23 protein-coding genes are annotated in these 23905 nt (G+C 68.1%); 10 read left to right on the top strand and 13 right to left on the bottom strand.

Translation table 11 applies throughout. The features are described from left to right. Window positions 1–181 precede the first annotated feature (181 nt). From AB0D12_RS23495 to AB0D12_RS23485, 3 genes are all read left to right on the top strand, one after another. Window positions 182–559, top strand: coding sequence for a MerR family transcriptional regulator (locus tag AB0D12_RS23495; RefSeq protein ID WP_362686368.1), 378 nt, complete (start codon window positions 182–184; stop codon window positions 557–559). Between the two features lie 351 nt (window positions 560–910). Then, window positions 911–2413 carry a DUF6056 family protein gene (locus AB0D12_RS23490; protein ID WP_362686122.1) on the top strand — a complete coding sequence of 501 codons (1503 nt, stop codon included), beginning with the start codon at window positions 911–913 and terminating at the stop codon, window positions 2411–2413. Between the two features lie 35 nt (window positions 2414–2448). Next, window positions 2449–2718, top strand: a complete 270-nt coding sequence (locus AB0D12_RS23485; RefSeq protein WP_362686119.1) for a hypothetical protein — start codon at window positions 2449–2451, stop codon at window positions 2716–2718. Between the two features lie 43 nt (window positions 2719–2761). On the opposite strand, the gene AB0D12_RS23480 is transcribed toward AB0D12_RS23485, so the two are convergent. Continuing rightward, entirely contained in the window at window positions 2762–3757 is a 996-nt protein-coding gene (locus AB0D12_RS23480; protein WP_362686116.1) for a glycosyltransferase family 2 protein, read from the bottom strand. Between the two features lie 873 nt (window positions 3758–4630). Between AB0D12_RS23480 and AB0D12_RS23475 the strand changes: the two genes are divergently transcribed. Together AB0D12_RS23475 and AB0D12_RS23470 are read left to right on the top strand one after the other, a co-directional pair. Further along, window positions 4631–4930, top strand: coding sequence for a DUF1266 domain-containing protein (locus AB0D12_RS23475; RefSeq protein ID WP_362686113.1), 300 nt, complete (start codon window positions 4631–4633; stop codon window positions 4928–4930). 675 nt (window positions 4931–5605) lie between these two features. Further along, entirely contained in the window at window positions 5606–6577 is a 972-nt protein-coding gene (locus AB0D12_RS23470; protein ID WP_362686110.1) for an LLM class F420-dependent oxidoreductase, read from the top strand. 54 nt (window positions 6578–6631) lie between these two features. On the opposite strand, the gene AB0D12_RS23465 is transcribed toward AB0D12_RS23470, so the two are convergent. From AB0D12_RS23465 to AB0D12_RS23440, 6 genes are all read right to left on the bottom strand, one after another. Continuing rightward, a complete protein-coding gene (locus AB0D12_RS23465; RefSeq protein ID WP_362686377.1) occupies window positions 6632–6790 on the bottom strand; it encodes a hypothetical protein in 159 nt (52 codons plus the stop codon). A gap of 165 nt (window positions 6791–6955) precedes the next feature. Next, a complete protein-coding gene (locus tag AB0D12_RS23460) occupies window positions 6956–7960 on the bottom strand; it encodes an iron-containing redox enzyme family protein (RefSeq protein ID WP_362686108.1) in 1005 nt (334 codons plus the stop codon). Window positions 7961–7968: 8 nt separating this feature from the next. Beyond that, complete coding sequence (locus AB0D12_RS23455; protein WP_362686105.1) at window positions 7969–8196, bottom strand: CDGSH iron-sulfur domain-containing protein; 228 nt, start codon at window positions 8194–8196, stop codon at window positions 7969–7971. After that, on the bottom strand, window positions 8177–8860 hold the full coding sequence (locus AB0D12_RS23450) for a HemK2/MTQ2 family protein methyltransferase (RefSeq protein ID WP_362686102.1): 684 nt from the start codon (window positions 8858–8860) through the stop codon (window positions 8177–8179). The genes AB0D12_RS23455 and AB0D12_RS23450 overlap by 20 nt, the downstream gene beginning before the upstream one ends. 196 nt (window positions 8861–9056) lie before the next feature. Beyond that, complete coding sequence (locus AB0D12_RS23445; RefSeq protein WP_362686099.1) at window positions 9057–10265, bottom strand: glutamate--cysteine ligase; 1209 nt, start codon at window positions 10263–10265, stop codon at window positions 9057–9059. After that, window positions 10258–10596: a DUF6479 family protein gene (locus AB0D12_RS23440; protein WP_362686365.1), complete on the bottom strand. Its 339-nt coding sequence runs from the start codon at window positions 10594–10596 to the stop codon at window positions 10258–10260. The genes AB0D12_RS23445 and AB0D12_RS23440 overlap by 8 nt, the downstream gene beginning before the upstream one ends. A 455-nt stretch (window positions 10597–11051) precedes the next feature. Between AB0D12_RS23440 and AB0D12_RS23435 the strand changes: the two genes are divergently transcribed. Both AB0D12_RS23435 and AB0D12_RS23430 read left to right on the top strand, forming a co-directional pair. Continuing rightward, window positions 11052–12122, top strand: coding sequence for a PP2C family protein-serine/threonine phosphatase (locus AB0D12_RS23435; protein ID WP_362686095.1), 1071 nt, complete (start codon window positions 11052–11054; stop codon window positions 12120–12122). 282 nt (window positions 12123–12404) lie between these two features. Beyond that, on the top strand, window positions 12405–13286 hold the full coding sequence (locus tag AB0D12_RS23430) for an oxygenase MpaB family protein (RefSeq protein ID WP_362686092.1): 882 nt from the start codon (window positions 12405–12407) through the stop codon (window positions 13284–13286). A gap of 228 nt (window positions 13287–13514) precedes the next feature. Here the strand turns inward: AB0D12_RS23430 and AB0D12_RS23425 are convergent, their stop codons facing one another. Then, window positions 13515–14063: a CchlQ gene (locus tag AB0D12_RS23425; RefSeq protein WP_362686089.1), complete on the bottom strand. Its 549-nt coding sequence runs from the start codon at window positions 14061–14063 to the stop codon at window positions 13515–13517. Between the two features lie 212 nt (window positions 14064–14275). Continuing rightward, complete coding sequence (locus AB0D12_RS23420; protein ID WP_362686086.1) at window positions 14276–15187, bottom strand: oxidoreductase; 912 nt, start codon at window positions 15185–15187, stop codon at window positions 14276–14278. Between the two features lie 443 nt (window positions 15188–15630). Here AB0D12_RS23420 and AB0D12_RS23415 point away from each other — a divergent pair, with 443 nt between their 5' ends. Beyond that, window positions 15631–16443 carry a hypothetical protein gene (locus AB0D12_RS23415; RefSeq protein WP_362686083.1) on the top strand — a complete coding sequence of 271 codons (813 nt, stop codon included), beginning with the start codon at window positions 15631–15633 and terminating at the stop codon, window positions 16441–16443. Window positions 16444–16775: 332 nt separating this feature from the next. Here AB0D12_RS23415 and AB0D12_RS23410 read toward each other — a convergent pair whose 3' ends face one another. The 3 genes from AB0D12_RS23410 to AB0D12_RS23400 are packed head-to-tail and all read right to left on the bottom strand — an operon-like array spanning window position 16776 to window position 19806. After that, the gene (locus AB0D12_RS23410) at window positions 16776–17558 is read right to left on the bottom strand and encodes a hypothetical protein (RefSeq protein ID WP_362686080.1); all 783 of its coding nucleotides are present in this window, start codon (window positions 17556–17558) and stop codon (window positions 16776–16778) included. Between the two features lie 14 nt (window positions 17559–17572). Further along, window positions 17573–17995 (bottom strand): hypothetical protein, encoded by a 423-nt coding sequence (locus AB0D12_RS23405; protein WP_362686077.1) that lies wholly within the window; start codon window positions 17993–17995, stop codon window positions 17573–17575. Next, window positions 17992–19806 carry a hypothetical protein gene (locus AB0D12_RS23400; protein ID WP_362686074.1) on the bottom strand — a complete coding sequence of 605 codons (1815 nt, stop codon included), beginning with the start codon at window positions 19804–19806 and terminating at the stop codon, window positions 17992–17994. The genes AB0D12_RS23405 and AB0D12_RS23400 overlap by 4 nt, the downstream gene beginning before the upstream one ends. 306 nt (window positions 19807–20112) lie before the next feature. Between AB0D12_RS23400 and AB0D12_RS23395 the strand changes: the two genes are divergently transcribed. Continuing rightward, window positions 20113–21108: an ornithine cyclodeaminase family protein gene (locus AB0D12_RS23395; RefSeq protein WP_362686071.1), complete on the top strand. Its 996-nt coding sequence runs from the start codon at window positions 20113–20115 to the stop codon at window positions 21106–21108. 104 nt (window positions 21109–21212) lie between these two features. Here the strand turns inward: AB0D12_RS23395 and AB0D12_RS23390 are convergent, their stop codons facing one another. Beyond that, window positions 21213–21449 (bottom strand): hypothetical protein, encoded by a 237-nt coding sequence (locus tag AB0D12_RS23390; protein WP_362686068.1) that lies wholly within the window; start codon window positions 21447–21449, stop codon window positions 21213–21215. A 373-nt stretch (window positions 21450–21822) separates the two neighbouring features. Between AB0D12_RS23390 and AB0D12_RS23385 the strand changes: the two genes are divergently transcribed. Beyond that, window positions 21823–23847 (top strand): serine/threonine-protein kinase, encoded by a 2025-nt coding sequence (locus AB0D12_RS23385; RefSeq protein WP_362686065.1) that lies wholly within the window; start codon window positions 21823–21825, stop codon window positions 23845–23847. Window positions 23848–23905: the final 58 nt, after the last annotated feature.

Genomic DNA, 23905 nt, shown 5'->3' with positions numbered 1-23905 from the left:
GCCTGACGGGGCCCTTCTGTGCAGGCCCCGGCGGCGTGCTGATGCGTGCGGATCACACTCAAGAACAGGCCCCTGAGCAGCACAGACAGACTTCCACGACGACGAGCACGATCCCGAGGGAGCCACGGTCGCGGTCGAACGAGCCCGGCTGCGGGACGTCCTGAAGCAAGCACGCGCCTACCTGGACGACTATGCGCATGGCGAACTCGCCGCCGCAACGGGCGTGAGCGTGCGGTCGCTGCGGTACTACGAGGAGCAGAACCTGCTCACCGCAGAACGCAGCCCCAGCGGTCAGCGGCACTATCCGGACAGCGCCGCCGACCGCGTCCACCTGATTCAGCAGCTGTACGCCGCGGGCCTGCCGAGCACGACGATCGTGGAACTGCTGCCTTGCATCGAGACCGACGCCGTGACACTGGAGCTGCTCGACCGGCTCTCGGCCGAGCGCGACCGCATCGACAAGCGGATCAGTGATCTGGTGAACGCCCGGGACAGGCTCGACACCGCCATCACCCTGGCAACCGATGCCAGGAAACCGGGCCGCCCCTGCCTCCGCTGAGCGGAAGCGGAGACCGCACCCTCTCCTCCAACCGTTAATTACGGGGTCGCCGCAAAGAAGTGACGAAGAGTTACGGAACACGGCGGCCATTACCACGGCCACCCCTGGACGACGGGTCTCCGGCTTCGGCGTAATCGGTCGGTGTACTGGGCACCCACGGGGACCAGGGCCGGCCGTGCCGGAGTACGTCACAGCGGGTCCGGCTGACGCCCCTACGCCGCCTGCCAGGCGGCCGCCAGATGGTCGGCCCTGCAGAGACTCGTCGATCTTGCCGCGCCGGAGATGGAACGGCACATCCAGAATTCACCTCTAGGGTGACGTACCAGTGCTTTCCCGAAAGGCAGTGTTGATATGGCCGTCGACGCATCGAGCGTCGCACGAGAGCGGAACCAGGAGTCCGGTGATGAGCGATGGAGCGGCGGGCAGGACATCTCGTCGTCATGGCGGACCGCCTGGCCTCTGGCTCTGTCGCTGCTGCCGCTCGGTCTGCTCGTCATGGCCTCGTGGATCGGCCGGCACGTGCGCCCGAGCGCGGACGAGTGGTGCTTCCTGCCGAGCGTGCGTGACCACGGCATCTCCGGGCTGATCGGGAAGTTCTACTTCACCGACAACGGACGGGTCGGCAACGGCCTGCTGGTCGGGCTGTACGCGCAGTTCCCCGTCGCCGGGCACCAGTGGTTCGGGCTGATCAGCGGCGTGCTCATGCTGGCGCTGCTGTGGGCGCTGACCGTTCAACTCCTGCGCAGGGCCGATCTGGAGGTGCCGCGCGGTCTCCCGCTGCTCCTGACGTCCATGATCACCGCGGTGTTCCTCTTCGCGACCCCCAATACGTACAAGACGTTCTACTGGCCCGCGGCCTCCGTCTCGCACACAGTCGCACCGGTACTCGCCTGCGCTGTCGCCATCCCGCTGCTGCGCGCAGGCGGCCGCCGCAGCCGTATGGCCGCCCTGGCCCTCGTGTTCACGGCAGGCGTCTTCATGGGCACGCTCTCCGAAGAGGCGTCGGTCGTCGCCCTGGTGGTGCTGTCATCTGTGGTGCTGTTCGCGCACCGCGTCTTCACCGTGCGGGTAAAAGCCTTCGCACGCCGCTGGTCGCTGCTCGGGATGGCCGGCATCGCCATCGGCACGGTCGTGCTGGTGACATCTCCTGGATCGCGCAATCGCCGCGAGCACTACGGCGCCGACCGTGCATCCATGTTCGCCCCCGAGTCGCTGCTGGGCTCCCTGCGGGGATATGCGCAGATCCTCGAGACGATCCTCACCACCTGGCAGTACGCCGGAGCTGTCGCGGCCGGGGTACTGCTCGGTCTGCTGGCACGCGGCCAGGCTCGGCGACCCGCCGTCCTGCTCCCCTGCCGCCCGCTGCTGCTCACCACTCTTGGCGCGGCCGCTTTCCTGGTCTCCGGCTACCTGTGCACCGTCATCACCTACCCCGTCTTCGGAGCAGACGTGGTGACGACGGAACGCACTTGGAACGACTACCTCCTGCTCTACGTCATGCTGCTGGTCGGCGTCGGTGCCTTCATCGGGCGCTCGCTTCGGCTGCGTGGACGCCGTACGGGGGTGGCGACCGCGGCGGCCACGGCGGTTTGCGCCGCGGCCGTGCTGGGACTGGTCGGCCCGCTGAACGGAGTCGGGGACGCGATGGAGGTACGGGCCGCGAAGTGGGACCGTCAGGACCGGTATCTGCGCGAGCAGGCGGCGGACGGCGCCAAGGTTGCGCCGTACACGCCCGTTTCGGTCGCCAGGATGCTGGAGCCCTTCAGCAACCAGGGCCGCAGGATCTGGCCGGCGCAGTGTGTCGCCGACTACTACCACCTGGACAAGGTCACTTACGGTCGCACCCACGATTGATCGTGGGGGGGCTGTGTTGAGGCGTCCGAAGTCGCATGCCGTTGACCAGGGCGGCCGTCGGCATCGCGATCACCGGGAAGACCCGGCGCGAGACCGCGCGGTTCCGCAAGGACGAGCCTTGGTTCCCGGCGGCCTGCGCAGCCCTTGAAGCCATCGGGGCCGGCATGGCCACAGAGGACAGCTGGAAGGCCATCGCGCCCTTCTCCTACCGACAAGCACGCCTGGCGCGAAGCGCGGCGCCCGCAGTCATCAGCCCGGATCTGCGTCGAGCACACCAACGCCGAGCTGCGGCAGTCGCCTGCTGACCACCCGCCAAACGACGAACCACCATGCCAGCACGCCCCGAACTCAATTGCGGGTGACACCGTTACTCGACAGAGCGTCCCTGAGGTCGGACGCGGAGGCGGCCGCCGCGTGAGAGACGTTTGTCTCCCGGACCACATAGTGCGGCCGCCGCTTCGCCTCGTGGTAGATACGTCCCACGTACTCGCCGATGACACCGAGCGTGGCGAGCTGGATGCCGCTGAGTGCGACGATGGCAGTGATCAGGGTCGCGTAACCGGGCGTGTCCACCCCGTCGAGCAAGACGTTCGCAATGATCCACAGCGCATAGCCGAGGGCGGACAGGAAGAGCCAGAGTCCGGTGTGTATCGCCATGCGCAGTGGGCGGCTGTTGAAGGAGAGCAGCCCGTCGATGCCGTAGTTGAGCAGGCGCCGGCCGCCCCACTTGGACTGCCCGGCCGCCCGCTCCACATTCTGGTAGGTGAAGCTGACGGTGTCGAAGCCGATCCAGGAGAAGAGCCCCTTGGAGAATCGGTTGCTCTCCGGGAGGGAGAGGACGGCGTCGACAGCACGGCGCGACAGCAGCCGGAAGTCGCCCGCCCCGTCGACGACTTCGACCTCCATGAAGCGGCGCACCAGACCGTAGTACGCGCGGCTGAGCGTCCTGCGAACCGCGCCTTCTCCGACACGGTCGCGCCGGGCGACGACTTGGTCAAAGCCGTGCCGATGCAGCTCCAGCATGCGGGGCACAAGCTCCGGAGGATGCTGCAGATCGGCGTCCATGAGGACGACCACTTCGCCGTCGGACATCCTCAGCCCGGCGAGCATCGCCGACTCCTTGCCGAAGTTACGGCTGAAGGAGGTGTAGCGCACGCGGGAATCCGCTGCCGCAAGGTCCCGGAGGTGGATACGGGTGTGGTCGCTGCTGCCGTCGTCGACGTAACAGATCTCAAAGGCAGTACCAGTCGACTCGAGAGCAGCGACCAGCGCCGTGTGAAAGGCGTCGATCACTTCACTCTCGTTGAAGCAGGGTACGACGACCGAAGTATGAACCGTTGTCATCTCTCTCCATGGTGCTGAGGTGCGGGCCGGCTGCGTAACTCTGCAAGTCGTCGCGTATGGAGGATGGTCGGCGGACCGTAGAGGTTGCCTCCCGGACTCACAGTGGGCACCGATGTCATGGCGGAACAGCGGGATGACTCGCTGGACTTCGTCGGGAGCTTGCCCAAGCCGTCACGTCTGGGCGCAGGTTCCCCTTGAGCGGTTGTGCGGCCCGCGGTGACCTTTGTCCTGCCGGAGTGCGGACGATTCGCTCTGCCGCCCCGATCGTGTGGCGGCGAGGATCTGTGGTGTCGACCGGTGGCTCACCCTGTGGACCCTGACTCGCGCCACCACCGCGCTTTGACCGGTCAGCCGAGCCGGAAACGCAGGAGCCGGACGCATACGTGCAGTGACCCCCTGACCCGGCACCGTGGGGGCAGTTCATAAGATCGAGCCTGTGACAACGAGGACAACAGGGTGGGTCCCGCCGACAGAGACCGAGCAACTGCTGTGCGAAGCAAGGGCGGCCGGCGCCGTCGAGGCGGAACTGGGTGTGCTCGCCCGCGCGACGCTCTTCCTGCCGGTCGGCCGGCTCTACGCGGACACCCCCGGCTCCGCCGTCCCGTTCGTTCCGGCCAAGGACCTCCAGACCGGCAAGTGGAGCATCTCCGTCCGCACGGCGGGCATGCTGCCGCCCTGGCATCCGGAGTGGGTGCACTGGTCCACCACGCGAGCGCACGGGCACGCCGTGTGCCGTCAGCATCGAGGCCAAGCGGTCCCACCGTCAGGCATGACTGAAGGCGACCACCGAGAACGGCGGCCCACCCCGCGGGCTGCTGGCCACGCACGCGGGCGGCCCGCTGCAGGGCGCCTTGGCCCACGGTCTGGCCTGCGGTGCGCATCGTCGCCACGGCCGCCGCGTACGACTACGGACGGGCGCCCTCCGTGGCCCGCTGGGGGCTGGCCGCCCGGTTCTGCACACCCCATGAGGCGGAGCAGGCCATCGTGCACGCGGGCGCGCTCGCCAAGGCGGCGTACGGGTCGTGGCAGGACTTCTGCGCCGGCTATGTGCTGGGCAGGGTGCTGCGCTTCGACGACGAGGAGTACGGCCCCTACTACGAGGACGCGCTGTCGTCCCACCGGATCCTGATGGAGAACGAGGGCAGCCCCTGGCGGAACGTCCGCTGGAACTGACGGCCCCGCTCGGCTCGTTCCATGCCACCGGCCGCCGGGCGTGCTCACACATCACGACAGGGTGCTCCTGAGCCGTCACGTCCGTATCCAGGCACGCAGCGGCCCCGAGGGCGGGTGCGACGCCAGGAGGTGGTACGAACGCATGCGAGGCGCGAGCAAGAGCCAGTCGGAGTAGACGGCTGCCCTGAACGAAGGACAGCGCGCGCGGACGGCCCGTCGGCGTCCGGGAAGTGTCAAAGGCTCTGTGGGAGGAAACCGGCCAAGACGAGGGGCCGGACGAGGCGTCGGCGGAACGGACTCCTGGAGGCACCATGCTCGACCGCACCCTGCCGTGCATGCTGCGGGGCTCAGGGATGCGTCCGGCCGATGACGAGGCTCGCGAGACGGCGGACGACCTGGTGGCCAGTGTCGACGGCTTCGCCACCCTGGGACCGCGGCACTGGCGGCCCCGCGACGCACGAAACCGCCGGGAGACGCGGACGGCCCCGCTCCTCGGGCGGACACGCATGGAACCTGCGGCCGATGGCCGGGTGCTGCAGGCGGTGGCCCTCCCACCGCGAGATCGGCGGCGCGCTGCTCGCCCCCCGGCCACGAGATCTCCGAAGCCGAACACGAAGCGGCGCCGCACAGCGAGTAGCCGCTGACCACTCCAACGAACACGGGAATTCACTGACCATGGTGCAAATCGGATACACGATGATGACCGAGCAGGCAGGCCCCCGCGAGCTGGTGGACCACGTCGTCCAGGCCGAAGACGCGGGATTCGACTTCTCGGTGACGTCGGACCACTACTTCCCCTGGCTACGCTCGCAGGGCCACTCCCCGTATGCGTGGAGTGTCCTCGGGGCGGCCGCTCAAGCGACCTCGCGCATCCCGCTCACGACGTACGTGACGTGCCCGACGTTCCGTTACCACCCGGCAGTGGTGGCGCAGAAGTCGGCGACCATGCAGCTGCTGTCCGAGGGCAGGTTCCGTCTGGGCCTGGGATCCGGGGAGAACCTCAACGAGCATGTCGTGGGCGGCGGTTGGCCGTCGGTGGATGTGCGGCATGAGATGTTCGAGGAAGCGGTCGGCATCATCCGCGCGCTGTTCGAGGGAGGCCATGTCACCCACCACGGCGCGCACTTCGATGTGGACTCGGCCCGGCTGTGGGATCTGCCGGACCACCTTCCGCCCATCGGGATCGCCGTGTCGGGCGAGCGTTCCTGTTCCCTCGCCGGCCGTCTCGCCGACTTCGTCGTCGCCACGGAACCGAAAGCGGACCTGCTGACCTCGTTCGACCGGCACGGCGGAGAGGGCAAGCCCCGCGTCGGCCAGCTGCCGGTCTGCTACGACACCGACCGGGACGCGGCGGTGCGGCGGGCCCACGAACAGTTTCGCTGGTTCGGAGGCGGCTGGAATGTCAACGCGGAACTACCGCATCCGGATTCCTTCGCATCGGCGACCCGGTTCGTACGCCCCGAGGACGTCGCCGACTCCATTCCGTGCGGGGACGACGTCGAAGACTTCGTAGAAGCCGTACGTCCGTTCGTCGACGCGGGCTTCACGGACGTAGCGCTGGTACAGATCGGTGGCGAGACCCAGCCCGAATTCCTCGACTGGTCGGCGAAGACGCTGCTGCCCGCCCTCAGCGAGGCCTTCGGGTAAGTCCAGCCAGTGGCCGTCAAATCGTCTGAATCCCGGCCAGTACCCGGTCAGGCGTCAGCGGGACTTAGCGGAAGCGGATGCCGGTGGCGTGGTCGGCACGGCCTTGGTGATGGCCGCCGCCGTGCCGACGATGCAGATTTGGCCGATCCCCTTGCATCCCATCGGATTGCGGTGGGTGTCCAGCTCATCGAGCCGGTGCGCCTCGATGACCACCTGCCCTGGAGCGGCGCAAACGGCGGCTCCGCCTTGGGCTGGGCCTCGCCCCCTATGGCGTGGAGGCGACCCTGCGCGATCCGGACGGCGTGCTGCATACCGTGACGAGCGACCCTCGAATGGCTCAAGGTCATCACAGGCACCTTCAGCAGTCAGGCCGGTGTATCACAGCGGCTTCCGCAGGCTGGAGTGACCGCGACGCCACGCCGAGAGGAGGTGGTCACCGAATCGGGAATCGACCCAGCCCGTGGCGTCGATGCCGAATGCCACCTCTTTCTCGAGCCAGGGTTCCTCTTCGAGCAGACCGCCGATCACATCCCGCCGAACGACCTGCTCGTGCACCGCGTCCGCCTCAACGTGCTCCGCGTAGAAGTGCACAGCGGCCGGTCCTGCGCCGACCCGCCGCAGTGCGTGAGCCATGCGGCGCGAGCCCGGCGACGACGTCACCTCGACGGCTGCGAAGTGCCCCACCAGAGCGCCCCGCAGCGCCCGATGCAGGCCGAACAGCGACATCAGGTTGACACTCGTCAGCATCTCCGAAGCGGCGGAATTCACATAACGGCCGTAGGACGTGTCCAGGCCGAGATCCGCCATCAGATCGGCGAAGAGCTGCGCGTGCACTTGCTCCGCACGTCCCGCGCCGAATTCGTCGAACTCCACCGCCACCATCGCCGCTTTGGCCCTGCCCCAGAGACGCGGGAGGACCCATGCATGCGGATCGGCCTCTTTGAGGTGGTAGAGGGATCGCTGGGCCGCGTACTCGCGAAGCTGCCACAACTCGCCCCGGTCCTTGAGAAAATGGGACGTTCCCGTGCCGTTGAGGGGTTCGACGAGGATGTCCTCGAGCGCCTCCTGCACCCCCCTGCGCCGCCCTACATCCATGCGCAGCGCGGCAAGGAAGCACCGCTCCATCTGCCCGCGCAGGCGCAGCAGTCCGGGATCCCATTCCCAGTCGGGGTCGACGCCGGAAAACCCCCGGTAGTGCAGCTCGTAGCAGAGGTAAAGCGCGAGTTGCAGGTCGTCCCCATACGGAGCGGCGCACGCCACCACCTCTCCCTCCGGCATGGGGTGGCCGGGACGGCCGCGCAGTGCGCGTACGACTCCGTGGGAGAGCTCCCCTCGGTTCTCCGGCAGGACAGGCCCGGCCAGACGGCCGTCAGAGCTTTGCACGGGAGCCTTCACTGTTCTCGCCGCTTCCCCCGGCGACGGTGGCTGGTGTCGCACCACGGATACGTCCGGCTGCGTCGGCAGGTGCACAGCGCAACGCTGAAACGGTCCGACACCGCCGTAGCCCCGTCCTCGAGAACCACTTCGACGGGGCCCTCGACAAGAATCGGGCCGTCCTTCGTCAGGGTGACGCGACGCCGCACAGTCGGTTCGGTCGGCTCAGTCGGTTCGGTGGGCATGGAAGATCACCAGCTCTTCCTTCTGGTCGCCGGGATCGATCAGCCCCTGGTCCTCCAGCCACTGCCTTCGTGAGCTCAGCACCGGCCCGAAGGGGACACAACAGCGGTCCACCACCGCCGCACGCAGGCCCCCATTGTTCAGACGCGCCAGTGTCCGAGCGACGCCGCACAGCCCGGAGTGCACCAGCAGCAGTGCCCCGCCGGGACGGAGCAAGTCGGCGGCCCCGTCGCAGATCCTGTCCACCACGGCCCGGCCGTCGCGCCCTGCGTCCCAGGCCATGGCGGGGCCGCGTCGCGGCAGGCCAAGCCCCGGTGCGGGCACGTAGGGGGGATTACTGAGGATGAGATCGAAGTGGCGGCCCTCGACCGGAGCCAATAGGTCGCCGTGCAGCACTTCCACTCTCAGCCGAGCGAGGGCCGCATTGAGGCGGGTGGTCAGCGCGGCGCGCCAGGCCCGGTCGACCGCGGTGACGCGTGCGCCGCGCCTGGCGGCGGCCAAGGCGAGGGCTCCTCCGCCGCTCCCCACGTCGAGAACGTCGGCACCCGGTCTCAGTGGCTCGCGTTCCAATGCCTGCGCGAGCAGGAGCGTGTCCTCCTGCGGGGTGTAGACCCTGGGCGGAACCAGTACACGGCCGCCCCGGTCATCCTTTTCCAGACCGAGCATCCATGTCACCTCTGTTGCTTGCGGCGCCTCGTGCTTCACAGCCGCCAATTCCGTCACAGTCCGCGAGTGCCCACTGAGGCGGCTTTCTCACATCGAGCGGAACGATTTATGGACTGTTTCACCCGGTTTGCCCCTTGCGCGGCCGCTCACGCGCGGGTACGGGCGGCGTCGCGCACGTCCCGTCGCCTCCGGGTCATCACGCTATCGGCAAGCTGACGTCGCACCCGGACGGTGCTTGCTGTGAGGCGGATGCAACGCTGCCAACCGTCAGCCGGATGAGATCGTCCACGACTCCGACAAGACCGTGACGCGATTCAGCAGAGGCGCGCTGGCGCTGGGCACCGGACCCCCGTACCGCCAGCCTCCGCAGGAATGCCCTCACCTGGTCCATGTCCCCGCGCTCTTCCAGCGCGGGCCGGACGTGGTCGACCAACCGTGCGGCTTGCACCGAGGCAGGGAGAATCCGGCCGGTGAGCGCGTCGACGCCGTTGCCCGACCAGCCGTCCCGCGCCGCGCGCCAGTATGCCCCGCGCAGCAGCTCACTGCTGGGGCGCGGGCCGGGGTCGCCACGCCGGACCCGTGCCGCCGCAGTCACCGCGAGTGCCCTGATCAGGACCGCCATGGCCGCGGCGTCATCGATGTCCGGCATCACATCCATGGACCGGATCTCCAGCGTCGGCAGATGCGGGTTCGGCCGGATGTCCCAGAAAGGGACGGCCGCGTCCAACATGGCCTCGGATTCCTGCATGGCGACGGCGAGGCGCTCGTAGTGGTCCAGGGATTCGAAGTATGGCGGCGGCCCCAGGCAGGGGAAACGCCCTCTGACGACGGAACGCCAGCTTTCGTATCCCGTGTCGTGCCCTTGATGGAAGGGGGAGTTGGCACTCATCGCCACAAGCAGCGGTAGCCAGGGTCTGAGGTGATTGCTCACCAGTACCCCCAGCTCTCGGTCCGGCAGATGCACATGTGTATGGAATGCGCAGACGGCGAAGTCGTCGAGCATGGCACGGTACTGGTCCACGCTGGCCCGATAGCGCGGATGGTCTCCGATTTCGGCCGATCCGCTGCCTCCGATGACCGGAGTACCTGATGCGCACAGGCGTAGCCCTTCGGCCTGGGCAGCTGCCGAGGCGGCACCGCGTATCCAGGCCAGTCGGCTGAAAAGTTCCGCGAAGCTGGAGCACGGTGGTGTCTTTCCTTCGATTTGGTATTCCGTGAACTCGCCGGAGACCAGATCGCCCATCACGGAGGAAGCTCGTGCGACCACCTTGGTACCGCCCGCTTCCACGGAGCGGCTCCCGGGGTGAACGAGAAAGTACTCCTCCTCCACACCCACCGTGGGGACGGCCGCATGATCGTGGCCGTTCGCATTGCTGTCCGCGACTGCCTCTTCGGCGTCAGCCATCGCGTTTCCCGACGTCCTTGTCGGGAGCCGACCGGGAGCCCTGGTTCCCGAAACCCCTCAGCTCATGCGGGCTGAGCCTCTCGCCCTCGCCGCCGAAGTCGTCGGCTTCACGAGTTTCCTCAATGTGCGTCTGACGTGCAGGGCGTCGGGGCTGCTCATCGGGACGGGGCGGCCCGCTACGGCCTCGCCGGATCCCCCAGCCGACCAGGCCGATCAAGAAGGCCACCACAACGATCCCAATGAAAAACGGGGCAATTCCCGTGAGCCATTCGTTCTCGGCGGCAAGGCTGGGCACACTTCCGCGGCCAAGTGCGACTGGGAATGTGTTCATGGCGATCATCTCCTCCGTTCGGTGCACTGGAAGCCGAGCCGACCGGCAGCGGATTCACAGTGCAAAGCTCAGCACCATTGCCAGGAAGTTCCGGAGATCGGGGTCGGTTCTGGATACTCACGTGATGGCGGGTGCCCTATACGGCCCGCCCTATTCATGTCGCGTACGCAGCCCGCATCGCGTCAAGTGGCGCGTGCTCAAGGATTGGCCGGCGTGCATTGTGCCTGCGCGCAGAAATCGGAACGAGTCGATAGCGCGGCGCGACCAGTGCAGATCACCCCGGGGAACCGGCGCCATCGCGATTCGGTGTGTGAGTTGGCGGGCGCTATGGGCGCCGCCGAGTGGAGGGTGGAGCTGCGACGAGGCACGCTGTATCCATGCGGTTGCTCTTCCGCTCCTCTCCCCGACCAGGGGCGGGCGGCCATAGCCGGGCCCTCTACACACTGGCGGAGTGTGTGCCCTTCGCGATCGCAGTGCTGGTGGTGGTCATCGAGCTCTCGCCTGCGCACTTTCTGTACACCGGTCCCCTCCTCACCGCGACTCCGGCGTTGGCCGCGGTAGCGATGGGCCCCAAGGGCACCTTCGCGGCAGCGGCTTTCGCTTTGGCCATCAGTGTTACCACCGCCACCTACAACCAGATGTGGGGTAGCCAGCAGGTCTACACCAACTTTCTGGCTCTCTTCTTGGTCTCCGCGGCCAGTGTCACGACCAGTAGCGCGGTGCACACTCACAGGCAGAACGAGCTCAACCAGATTCGGCGGATTGCCGTGGCGGCCCAACGGGTGCTGCTGCGGCCCGTACCCGACCGACTTGGACCAGTGCGGGCGGCGAGCATGTACATCGCGGCGGAGACGGGGGCGGAGATCGGAGGTGATCTGTACGAGGTTCTGCAGACCCGGTACGGGGTCCGGATGATCGTCGGAGACGTCCGCGGCAAGGGGCTTCCTGCTGTGCGCTCGGCCGCAGCGGTGCTGGGTGCCTTCCGGGAGGCCGTGCACTATGAAGAGGACCTGGTGGAGGTCATCAACCACTGTGCGGCTGCGCTGCGACGGGAGCGCGCCATGCCGCGCGGGATCGATCAGGGCGCTGAGGAAGATCAGTCGGAATCGTTCGTCACCGCGCTCGTGGCTCAGGTGCCGGACGGGCCCGTAGTGGAGTTCGTCAACCGTGGCCATCTGCCTCCCCTGGTGCTGAGTGAAGGCAAGGTTCAGGCCGTGATGCCCGCTTCACCACTGCCGCCCCTTGGTCTGGAAGAGTTCATCACCGGCCCTCCGGCCAAGGCGGAGAGCCATCCGTTCGCATGCGGCGACCGCCTGCTGCTGTACACCGACGGCGTGACAGAAGCCCGCAACAGCGAGAAAAAATTCTTCGCTCTGCCGGAGGCCATGGAAGCGCTGAACGACCGCACCCCGCCCGAGTTCCTGGAACAACTGCACCAGGTATTGGTCCGCCACACCCAGGGCCACCTGGCGGACGATGTGGCGATGATCCTCGTTGACCGGCTCGACGAGGAATTGGATAAATAGGCTGCTTCCCATGTGGTGACCGCTCGTTGGATTGTTCATGGCTCGGGGAAGTCAACGGTCCACCGTCGGTTCATGATGTGGTCGCGGGCCGGTGTGTGGGGCCGGCTACCCGAGGCAGCGCTGCACCACCACGACGACCACGGGTCCGATCAACGTCTCCCGCATGGTCCTCGACTCAGCCGATGTCAGGGCTGGCCGGCTGGACCAGGAATAGTCGGCGATCTTCAAGGCGCACTCGTCGGCGCCCGGCCATCGACTCGTGTCCAGGCGGATACTTGTTGGGTGAACGTGTCAGTGCCCGGGGCTTTCGACCTGCGGGAGCGACTTGGCAGCAGCCTCTTCACCCGCGTCGCAGGCCCCGCGGGCCGGGACAATCGTGCGCGCATTCATGACACACCGGGACCTCGCTGGTTCGGTCCGGACAGGCCAATCCGTACCGTCCACGGCGACGCCTCGATGTTCATCGGCGGACTGAGGGCCCTGTTGCTGCAGTCCTTGCACCCGCTGGCCATGGCCGCGGTGGCAGCTCACTCCGGCTATCAGGGTGACCCGTGGGGGCGGCTGCAGCGCACCAGCACATTCCTCGCCGTGACGACCTACGGCACCGCCGACGACGCCCAGCAAGCGGTCGACCGCGTCCGAGCGGTGCACGACCGCGTGAAAGGGGCCACCCCCACCGGGGAGACTTACCACGCCGCCGACCCGCATCTGCTCGCCTGGGTGCACATCGCCGAGGTAGACAGCTTTCTGCAGGCCCACCAGCGCTACGGCGCGCATCCCCTGGATGCCACTGGGTGCGACGAATACATCGCCGACACCGCACGCGTCGCAGCCGCGCTCGGTGTGACCGACCCTCCACGCGACCAGGGCGAGCTGGCCGACCGGCTCGCTGCCTACCGTCCGGAACTGCGCGCGACCCAAGAGGCCCGCGAGGCAGCGCGCTTCATACTCCTCCACCCGCCCCTGCCCTGGATCGCCCGAGTCCCGTACGCCGTCCTCACCGCCAACGCGGTGTCCACACTTCCGCAGTGGGCCCGCAAGCCGCTGAGGCTGCCCTATCTGCCGGGGATCGAGGAAACCTGCGTACGACTGGGTGGACATGCGCTGATCACGACGATCCGATGGGCCATGAAGCCTCCCCGGCCCGTCGCGCACACGACCTGACCAGCGGACACTGCGTCCGCCCGCACTCGCCACACCCCCTGCCGACTCCCGCATGACCTCGACCGCCTCGCAGCCGGCGGGAGCCTTCAGCCCCGGGCCCGGCCCTGTCCCCAGGGCGCTCCCCCGCCGCGGGCACCGGGGCCGGCGTCGTCCCGGATCGCGGTGGCCAGCTCCGCCGGCCGCTCGACGCGCCGGTGACCAGCACCGCGCGCCCCGACAGAAGGTTGTTCACTCTCCCGCAGCGACCGCCCCTTGGCATATCGGGCACCGGTCCTTGCCATCCCACCCGTCCCACCCGAAAACCGCGGGCGAGAGGGACTGGCCTTCAAGCTCCTTGCGCACGGCGACCCGATAGGACCAGACCGCGCCGATGTAGGGGTGGTAGACATCGTGGAAGGCGGGTGACACCGGCGAAGCCCCTGCCGCAACCGCACGTTGAAGAGCACGGAGCTGCTCGAACATCACCTGCCCGGCACCGGCGACAACCGCGGTCGCATCGATGAACAGCCGTTCACGTACTTCATAGATCGCGGCATCGCTCAGTGCAGCGCGGGTGGCTGGGCCCAGGTCGACTTCGGCACCAGGGGCTTGCGCGATCTGGCGCAACCGCGCGTGGCACGCCCCAGCGGCTCCGATGAACTCGATGTACACAGCCCGCCGCCGTGCCCCGACCCCCCGGTCATCTTCGTGGCGATGGCGCAGGTAGTCAGCCAGAACGGTGCCGGAAATGGCAAGAGAGCCACCACTGACCGCCGCGACGAGCGTCCCCCAGTCCACGTCTGCCCCCCCAGCAGTGATCACAACGTCGGCGTCTGGAATCTACGCGCGGCTTCCCTCGAAGAACAGAGGTCAAGCCAGGCCCAGTTGCCGCGCAGGGGGCACTGCCTCACGACGCTGCAGGCGCAGCGCGCGCAGACCCTGCGCGAATCGCCCAAGTGGCAGTGTGAGATACGTCGACAGGCAGACGTGGAGTTCGTGGTCAGCCTCACTCACTCTCCGCCCGTGTGGAGTGAATCGAGGAGGGCCAGTTCTTCCGCAGGGAGCCGCAGCGCGCTCGCGGCCACGTTCTCGACGACGTGCTCCGGATTGCCCGTGCCGGGGATGGCCAGCACGTGCGGTCCTTGCTGAAGCGTCCACGCCAGCCGGACCTGCGCGGCCGTCGCGCCGTGCGCGCGTGCGACGGCGAGTACCTCTTCGCTGTCGGTGGCGCTCGCACCCGCGTCACCCCCGGCACTGGCGATTGCGTAGAACGGTACGAACGCGACGCCCTGCTCCCCGCAGGCGCGCAGGAACTCGTGATCCTCGAGCCGTGCGCCAACGCCGTAGGAGTTCTGCACGCAAACCACCGGAGCGATGGTCTGGGCCTCGGCGAGCTGTTCGGGCCTGACGTTGGAGACGCCCAGGTGGCGGATCAGCCCGGAGTCACGCAGACCGGCCAGCGCACCGAAATGCTCGGCGATCGAGCCGGTTGCCAGGCTTCGTGGGATGCGCAGGTTCACCACGTCGAGGTGGTCACGGCCGAGCTGGCGCAGGTTCTCCTCGACCTGGCCGCGCAACTGCCCGGGCGTGGCCCACAGCCACTCACCCGAAGGATCCCGGCCCGGCCCGACCTTGGTGGTGATGACCAGATCATCCGGGTACGGGGCCAGCGCGCGGTTGATCAGCTCATTGGCGGAGCGCAGCGGCGAGAAGTAGAAGGCGGCGGTGTCGATGTGGTTCACACCGAGCTCAACGGCGCGGCGCAGCACGCTGATTGCCCGGTCACGATCGCTCGGGATGCCGTTCCCGAACGCCCCACCGTTCTGTGTCAGGCGCATCGAGCCGAACCCGATCCGGTTGACTGTCAGGTCGCCGAGTTCCCAGGTGCCCGCGGCCGCCGCGCTGATCGTTTCTGAGGTCATGCCCGGAGTCTGTGTCAGACCCCTTCGGAGCGCCTCACGGTGGCAACAACCTGCCAGAGACAACGCATCCGCTCGCGGTCCCAGCGATCAGCCCGGCCTCGGAGCCGGCAGCGAGCCGGCGGACGAAGACCTGATGCTCCGGCAGACAACAGCTGCTGGCAGGCTCATCGGCCAGTCAGCTGCGCCCGCCAGGTGGCGAAGTCGACGCCGTGGGCCCCGCGTTGGCCGTAGGCGTTGCCGTCGAACGGCGATCAGGACGTGGACGCCGACGATGCGCAGGGCAGCCCTGCCCCACCCGGGTAGCCAGTAACACCGTGTGAAGCCTTGGCCTGTAATGTCTCGCGGAAGCTACTCGGTGGGGGGCCGCGGGCCATTGTGCCGCGTGTGAGTATGCGCCCCACGAGTCGCCGACATCCGAGACAACGAAGACTTCGGGGACCCGTATGAAACACACCGGCCTGGGGCGCAAGCTCTTCGCCATAGCCGCTGGCACAGCCTTCGCGCTACTCCTTCCCGCCGCCTCTGCCGACGCAGCCGGCACTCAGGTGTACTCGGGCAACGGATGGAAGGCACTGCCCAACATCCACTCCCTGTCGGGGGACGGCACCGGCTACACGATCCAGTTCGCCAGCGCCGACGCCCGGACCAAGCTCGGCCCGGCCGCCAAACAGGCTGCCGCCCAGCTCACTTCGGTGACCGGCATCAAGTTCACCGTCTCGACGACTCTCAAGGCCTCCCCTGAGGGGTGCGCGGCACAGCCGCGCCATGTCCTGACGCTGGGCACCAAGTACCGGCCGTTCGACGGCAGGAAAGGCATGTCCCGCGCGTGGCACTGCTTCAACACCGGTGACCACAGCGTGTGGGGCGGGTGGTCGTGGATCGACACGGAGTACTGGTCGAGGCCCGACTGGTTCAGCAGCAACAAGGCAATCAACGCGGCCATAACCAAGAACGCCGTCAACCACGAGATCGGGCACCTGGTCGGCCTGGACCACCCGAACAAGGACCTCAACGGTGACGGCAAGGTCGCCGACTTCGAGTGCGTACTGACCCCGAAGAAGTATCGGCCCCTGATGTGCTCGCCGAACGGTGGCTACACCACGGCGGCCGACGGAGGCAAGTTCACGTCGATCGAGACTCCTGGTCTCAAGCAGCTCGCCGACAACTGGACGCTCCCCGCTCCGGCCGGCAAGGCCCGCCTTGCCAGGACAACACCCGGCATCGACACGGGCGCGCTCGGCGGAGCCGACTCCTGAGGCATCAGGAAAGCGACATCTGAGGGAGCAACCCTCCTCTCGTCACAGGGTGCCGCCGGAGCCACCGGCGGCACCCTGGAACCGTCCTGACGCCACGGCTCCGGATTGGCCGATTCACGCCACAGGCACGTTCTGGTTCGCCTTGAACGCTAGGTTGAGTACAGCGAGCCCCGGCCTCCGTGTCATCCCCCGTGCACGGAGTCCGGGGCCGCGCTTTCATACTCCGCCCGAGGGGCGTCACCCGTAGCCCTCTGCGACGCGGTCACGCGGCGGCCCAAGTCGGGGAGTGTCGGCAGCCGTGGGCCACGTGCACGGTTCCGTGGCCCCGCCCGTCAGCCGGTCGGCGCCGCACACTGTTTACCGGGAGGGCAGAACCACCCGAGGGCCGTGTCCAGCAGCTCCTGCTCGTCGTCGGAACCGTCGGCGTCGGGTCCGTAGGCCACTATGGCGTACCGCTGCCCGTCCTCCGCTTCGAAGCGGTGGTCGATGACATGCCGGGTGAAGCTCTGCGACTCCCCGGCGACTTCGTCGGCGCGGTACTCGTGCGTGGCGGCCTTTCGCGCGGCCCCCGAGCTTTCCTCCAAAGTGATGACCTCGTAGCCGTTGAGTTTCCGGCTCTCGAGCTGTGCCGCCTGGAGCGAGGCGTACGGCGATGTCTCCATCACCGCGAACACCTGGAGCCGCCGGGATCCGTCGGAGCTGCGGTATTCGACCACGGCCATGCCGTACTGCGACGGGCGGCTGGTGCGCTCCCAGCCCAAGGGCACAGCGGACCGGAAGCCCTCGGAGTCCTGCACGACTTCGTACCCCCGCGGGGGCGTGGCGGCCGAGGTCGCCGCGGGCGATTCGGCTGACGGCTCGGCAGACGATTCACTGTCGCCGTCCCACGACTCGGTGGCCGTTGGCTGCGCGGCCGCAGGTTCCTTCACCGGCTGCGGCTCGCCCTTCCAGCCGAGCGCCCATATGAGGAAGCAGAGCCCGACCACAGCGAGCACCACGGCAGCCCGGCGCAACATCTGTCCTTGTTCGACGGCCTGCATCTGCTGATCGCCGTTGAACCGTGTTTCCCGCTCGTCGCCGGCCCACTCCTGCCGGTCGGCGTCGAATACCCGCATTGGTCCTCCGCCCGTCACACCAGGAGTTGCGCGATGCCTTGAACGACAGCCGTGGCCGAGGCGACCGCTCCCGCCGCGGCCGCGTTGGTGCCGAGCCATCCGCGCACGCCCACCAGCAGCCTCGTCAGACTGCTGCGGTCGGCAGTGCCGTCCCGGACGATCTCGGCCTCTGCCTCGGCCAGTTCACCGTCGAGCACTGTGTCCTCGGCGCTGCGGTCCTCCCGGGGCAGTGCGCGACGCAGTGCCCGGATGGCATCGAGCAGTTCGTCGTGCTCCGGTCCGGGCCCCCGCGCGGTGGTGTTGACGGACGTCGCCACACCGTGTGAACCCGTCGAGACGGAGCCTCCGCTCATGGCGTGGATGCTCACACTCCCTCCACCGGTCTCCCCTGCCTGCCCCGCGGGCTCGGACGGGGTGTCCCGCTCCGTGCTGCTCATGCCCTGCTCCCCTCCGTGTCCGGCGCCGAATCCGAGTGCGGTGTCCTGTCCGCGTGCGACGCCCTGCCGTGAGTGCCGGTGGCCACCGCGCCGCCCGACATCTCACCGATGAAGACACTTCCGCCGCTGACCTGGTAGACGTGCTGTTCGAAACGGTCCGTGCGGTAACCGTGGTTCTTGAGCGCGTCCCGCATCCCGTTCACGATCCGATCCTGAATCGTCTTGATGTACCGGGCGACATCCATCTCCTGGAACGGCGACAACTGCTGCGTACTGGCCACTTGACGCAGCGAGACGCGCGGCACGTCGGGAGCCGGGTCGCGGTTGGCCACCTCCGTCCGGATCTCCGAGCCGAAGCTCACCGCCGCCCCGAGTCCCACGGCGAGCCCCGTCGCCGGCCCGTCCCGCAGGGCGCGTACGGCACCGCGCCACCACTCCTCCGGCAGGTCCGCCATGAGTGTGTCGACCTTCTTGAACTCCGCGCGGACCGGCCCGAGTACGTAGGGCGCTACCTCCAACACGAGCATGCCGCCCTGGGTGTGGACCCGGACCAACACGGTGACGACCACCTGCTCGTGCCAGGCGCCCACCCTGATGCGCAGAAAGACCCGGCGTCCTTCACCGCCCTCGTCCACCGACTCCCTGCGGTGCCGCTCCACCTGCCCGGGCTCGTACACGCTCGCGCCCTGCCGGTCCGGCCGACTCTCGTCCTGAGCTCCGGCGCCCGAGCCGAGCAGCAGTGCCTCGTCCCGTTCCACTCCGCCCGGCAGATACACGAATTCCTCGATCTCCAGCTCGCGCAGCCGGTCCTTGCCGGACATGGCCGCGGATTCGCGCAGTTTCTGCAGCCCGGGCTTGATCATGTCCAGGGCGCCCCGGGCCGTGAGCGGCTGCCCCCACTGATGAGGTACGCCGTTCTCGGTTCGCTTCGGTTCCGTTTCCCTCTTCAGCTCCAGCGCGAAGGACCAGGGACTGCGCGGGGTCCCGGCACCCACGAACGGGCTGTCCACGTCGTAGAGGGTGAGCGAGGCGGCCTGCTCCCGGCGGATGTTGTCCTGCAGGTCCTCGTACAGCGGTCCTGCCGACAACGCTGGCTGTACAGCGTCCTGGAAAGTCCACCTGGACAGCCAGGTGGCAAGCGCGCGCCTGTGCTCCAGCTGGTGCCACCAGACCACCAGGGCGATCAGCAGCGGGAAGATCAACGGGTAAGGGGTCTGCACTGTGCCGTCGAGCGCCCCGGCCACGAACCAGTACCAGTAGAACGCGGCGAACAGCCATGCACCAACGCCCACCAGCCGTCCTGCCCCCTGCACGGCCTGGGCCACCTGACCACTCCGCCCGGTAGAGAGGCCGTCAGTCCCCCGCCCGGACACCGAGCCGGCGAACCACAGCGCCACCGCGACCATGGCGTACAGCTGGGACCAGGGCAGCGGCAGCCCTCCGGTGAGCTTCAGGGCCTCGTCCCCGGAATAGAAGGCCGTCAGCACGTCATGGAACTGCACATCGGAACCTGCGCCCCACTGGTCCCCCAGGGCATCCCAGAACATCACCACGTCGGTGATCAGGAATCCGCTCCACACGGCGAGCAACAGCAGCGCCGTCGTCGTTTCCTGGCGCATGACGCGCAGGGCGTGTGCCAGCACAGGCAGGACGTCCACGCCCAGCGGCGGTGCCACGGGCCGCTCCGGGTGTCCGACCAATTCACCCACGACGCGGCGACGGAAGGACATGTCCAGGTAGACCCCGGCACACAGCAGGCGAGTGGCCTCTGTGCGGCTGTACTGGTGCTGCGGGAGGCTCTCTCCGGCCACGGGCATCCCCACTCAATCCGGGCAAGGAATAGGCAAGTTACTGCGCGGCCGGCACCCAGGGTGAGAAACAGCGATACATACGCGTCGATCAGGTGAATTTCCGCAATTAGCCTTGATTTTCTGAAGGTAGGCGATGAAACACCCTGCCGGATGCAGACACGCGGCACACTGTGCTCGCCCCCAACTCCCGTACCCTGGCCTCGAAATGACGCCGAGTCTCTGCCAGTCCCCGGACCCGGCGTCGCCGACGGGCACGCGGTCGATCCCCAATGCCGGGTCCGATAAGCCACGGTGGTGTGCCGGGACATGCTGATTCTTGGTCAAGAGGACGTTGCGGCGCTGCTGGACTGCGATGCGCTGATCGACGCGCTCGCAGGGGCGATGGCCGACCTGAGCGCCGGGGACGCCGTGGTCCCCGCGCGGACCGCGGCGCCGGTTCCTGGGCTCGCGGCGACGATGCTGGTGGACATGCCCGCCTACGTTCCCTCGACTCGGGCGCTGATCAGCAAGCTGGTGTCAGTGTTCCCGGGAAACGCGGGCGGGCCTGTCCCCGTACGCCAGGGCGTGGTGGCCGTCTTCGACCCGGACACCGGCGTACCGGCGGCGCTCATGGACGCGACCTGGCTCACAGCGGCCCGCACCGGCGCCTGTTCGGCTCTGTCCGCCCGACTGCTGGCCCGCGAGGACGCTTCCGTACTGGCGGTCCTCGGGACCGGCCCGCAGGCGCGCGCTCACGCGCTGGCTGCGGTCCGGGTACGACCGATCCGCGAGCTCCGCATCGCCGGCCGCGACCGGGCCAAGGCGTCGGCGCTGGCAGAGGCAGTCTCGGACGACCCGGCTACTGCCGGGGTGGCGGTTCGGGCCGTCGGATCGTACGAGGAAGCACTCGATGATGCCGATGTCGTCTGCGCGGCTACGTACGCACAAGAGCCGGTCGTCCGCCGTGGCTGGATCAAACCGGGCACACACATCACTTCGGTCGGCTACAACCCCCAAGGCCGGGAGATCGACGATCAGACCGTCGTCGACGCGCTGCTGTTCGTGGAGTCGCGCTCGGCCGCACTGTCGGCGGTGCCTCCCAACCGTGATCTCGCCGAGCCGATCGAACGCGGCCTGATCAGCGCCGGGCATGTGCGGGCCGAGCTGGGCGAGCTGGTCGCCGGAACAGCCACCGGGCGAACCGGCGACGAGCAGATCACCCTCTACAAGTCGGTCGGCGTGGCCGTGCAGGACGCCGCCGCGGCGGCCCTGGTCCTGGCCGCCGCACGTGAGCGCGGAATGGGCCAGGAAGTCTCGCTCTAGCTTCGGGCGGCGGCATCCACGATCCGGCTGTGGTGTCCGGCACTCATGCGGCCCGGGACGTCGCCAGTGCCCGGCTCGCCGAGTCGGCCGGAGCTCTGACCGAACTACCGGCCCAGCGCCGACCGGAGCGTCATTCCATACCGGGTGCGCAGCCGCCGCACTTCCCAGAGCGACAGCGCGGACACCGACAGCGGGCCGCCGAGCGAGAAGGCGTAGATCACGACCGGAGGCGCGGCCACATCCGCGTCGTCGAAGAGCTGAAGACCGAAGAGCGACCGGACCAGCAGCGGTGAGAGCAGGGCCGGCAGCAGCTCATGAACGTCCCCCCGTATCCGCGACAACCGTATCCAACGATGGCCGGCTCCTGTTTGGCCGCGTCAAGACGTACTGGTCCCGCCGACGCCTTCGGGGAACTGACTACATCCCAGGTCATGTTGGCAGGTACGGCCCGCCCGTGCGCTCACCCGTCCGACGGCGCTCGGCTCGCATCGACCATCCACGCAGGATCGCCACAACCGGCCCACGGTGATGCTCTGCATCAGTGCCGTCGCGCAGGCTCATACCCAACAGCCCGAACACAACATGCGTTCATCTCATCCTACTTATGGAGATGACCGACTTCGATATCTGATTTCAATGAGTATCCGATACACTTCCGCGGCAAGCGAAATGGTTGTTTGTCCAGGATGTGACCCGGGGGGCACCTTGGAACCATTGGGGCCTGACGACCCCGCCGTCGTGGGGCCGTACCGGCTGGCCGCCCAGTTGGGCAGTGGCGGCATGGGCCGGGTCTACCTCGGGTACTCGCCGAGCGGCCGGCAGGTCGCGATCAAGGTCATCCGTCCGGAGTACGTACAGGAGCCCGCCTTCCGGCAGCGCTTCGCCCGCGAGATGATCGCCTCCCGAGCCGTGAGCGGGTTCTTCACAGCCGGGGTGGTCGATGCTGACCCCGAAGGGCGCCAACCGTGGCTGGCGACCGCGTACATTCCCGGCCCCTCACTGCAGCAAGCGGTGCAGAAGAGCGGCCCCCTGCCGGAGCGGTCCGTGCGGGCGCTCGGCGCGGCGCTGGTGGAAGCGCTGACGGCAATTCATGGTGCGGCTCTGATCCACCGGGATCTCAAGCCCGCCAATGTGCTCCTGGCCCAGGACGGGCCACGTGTGATCGACTTCGGGATCTCCCGGCTCGCCGAGCACAGCGGACTGACCCTCACCGGCACCACGATCGGATCTCCGGGCTATATGTCGCCCGAGCAGATCCAGGGACTCCCGATCGAGCCCTCGACCGACGTGTTCTCGCTCGGCTCGGTTCTGGCCTATGCCGCGATGGGCGCCGGCCCCTTCGGTGAGGCGTCTGTGCCGGCACTGTTGTTTCGCGTAGTGCACGAGGAGCCCAATCTCCAAGCGATACCGGCCCAGTTGCGCTCGCTGATCAGCTGGTGCCTTGCGAAGGAGCCCGCCGACCGCCCGGCACTTTCGGCTCTGATGCCCGCTCTGACCGGCGGCCGGTCACCGGTGGAACTGCTCGACGCGGGCTGGCTGCCGAAGGCCTGGCGGGGCGAAGACGCGGCGGGGACGCCCGCTTTCCCGGACGTGCCCACCTCGACTACGGCGCGGCACACCCCCGTCCCAGCCCCCGCCCCCGCCCCCGCCCCAGAGCAGCCGCAGAGTCTGCCGGAGCCCCTGCAAGAGCGTCCGGTCAGCCGTCGCCGACTGCTGTACGCCGCAGCCGGCACCCTGGGAGCCGGCGGGCTGGCAGCCGCCACCTGGGCGATGACGCGGGACGGCAAGTCGGCCGCCGCCGGATCGCTGCGCTGGCGATTCACCACCACCGGCACGGTCCTGTCCTACCCCAGCGTGGCCGGGGATCTGATCTACGCGGCGAGCAACGACGGCACGCTGTACGCGCTGACCACCGCCGACGGGCTGCGACGGTGGAAGTACACGACCGCCGCAGCCATCGGCTCCGCACCCACCGTGCTGGGCGGCAGCGTGTACCTCGGCAGCGACGACCGCATCCTGTACGCCTTCGACGCGCTTTCGGGGAAGGTCCGCTGGCGGTTCACCACGGGAGGCATCGTCCATACCCCGGTCGTGACAGGGGGCGTCGCGTACGTCGGCAGCGCGGACCATCGGCTCTACGCCGTGGACACGGCCAGCGGAAAGCGTCGGTGGGACTTCGCCGCCGGCAACGATACCCACTCCCCCGCCGTGTCCGGCGAAACGGTGTACGTGGGCAGCAGCGACACCAGCCTCTACGCGGTGAACGCGAACACGGGCGAGAAGCGGTGGGCCTTCACCACACGCGGGGCAGTGTCCGGCATCCCGTCCGTAGCGGGCGGTCTCGTCTACTTCGGCAGCACCGACGGAAACTTCTACGCGGTCGACGCAGACACAGGAAAGCAAGTCTGGCAATTCTCGGGTGCCTCCGTCGGGTCCAACCCGGCCATTGCCAAGGGAGTGGTGTACGTGGGAGGCGGCAAGACGATGCACGCGCTGGACGCCGGTACCGGCAAGTCCAGATGGGAGTTCACGGCCACAGGGGACGTCCATACGCCGGCCACAGCTGGAGCGGTCGTGTACGTGGGGAGCGATGACACCAAGCTCTACGCGGTGAACGCTGCCACAGGAAAGCAGCTTTGGGCCTACTCCGCCTCCGCTGCGGTGCACTCGCCGACAGTCACGCAGGACACGGTGTATTTCGGCAGCGACGACAGCACCCTGTACGCCGTTCGTATCTGAACCAACCGGGAACCGGGCAGCAGACGCAAGCAGTCCTACTCACTGCAGGTAATGGCTT

It is taken from the genome of Streptomyces sp. NPDC048479 (assembly GCF_040651435.1).
Classification (GTDB): Bacteria; Actinomycetota; Actinomycetes; order Streptomycetales; family Streptomycetaceae; genus Streptomyces.
The sequence above is the reverse complement of the archived record's forward strand: the minus strand, read 5'-3'. Positions and strand labels throughout refer to the sequence as shown.

Coding starts and splice junctions, on each gene's coding strand:
- AB0D12_RS23490 (WP_362686122.1), top strand. CDS start 911: ATGGCCGTCGACGCATCGAGCGTCGCACGAGAGCGGAACCAGGAGTCC.
- AB0D12_RS23485 (WP_362686119.1), top strand. CDS start 2,449: ATGCCGTTGACCAGGGCGGCCGTCGGCATCGCGATCACCGGGAAGACC.
- AB0D12_RS23480 (WP_362686116.1), bottom strand. CDS start 3,757: ATGACAACGGTTCATACTTCGGTCGTCGTACCCTGCTTCAACGAGAGT.
- AB0D12_RS23470 (WP_362686110.1), top strand. CDS start 5,606: ATGGTGCAAATCGGATACACGATGATGACCGAGCAGGCAGGCCCCCGC.
- AB0D12_RS23455 (WP_362686105.1), bottom strand. CDS start 8,196: ATGCCCACCGAACCGACTGAGCCGACCGAACCGACTGTGCGGCGTCGC.
- AB0D12_RS23450 (WP_362686102.1), bottom strand. CDS start 8,860: ATGCTCGGTCTGGAAAAGGATGACCGGGGCGGCCGTGTACTGGTTCCG.
- AB0D12_RS23445 (WP_362686099.1), bottom strand. CDS start 10,265: ATGGCTGACGCCGAAGAGGCAGTCGCGGACAGCAATGCGAACGGCCAC.
- AB0D12_RS23440 (WP_362686365.1), bottom strand. CDS start 10,596: ATGAACACATTCCCAGTCGCACTTGGCCGCGGAAGTGTGCCCAGCCTT.
- AB0D12_RS23420 (WP_362686086.1), bottom strand. CDS start 15,187: ATGACCTCAGAAACGATCAGCGCGGCGGCCGCGGGCACCTGGGAACTC.
- AB0D12_RS23415 (WP_362686083.1), top strand. CDS start 15,631: ATGAAACACACCGGCCTGGGGCGCAAGCTCTTCGCCATAGCCGCTGGC.
- AB0D12_RS23410 (WP_362686080.1), bottom strand. CDS start 17,558: ATGCGGGTATTCGACGCCGACCGGCAGGAGTGGGCCGGCGACGAGCGG.
- AB0D12_RS23405 (WP_362686077.1), bottom strand. CDS start 17,995: ATGAGCAGCACGGAGCGGGACACCCCGTCCGAGCCCGCGGGGCAGGCA.
- AB0D12_RS23395 (WP_362686071.1), top strand. CDS start 20,113: ATGCTGATTCTTGGTCAAGAGGACGTTGCGGCGCTGCTGGACTGCGAT.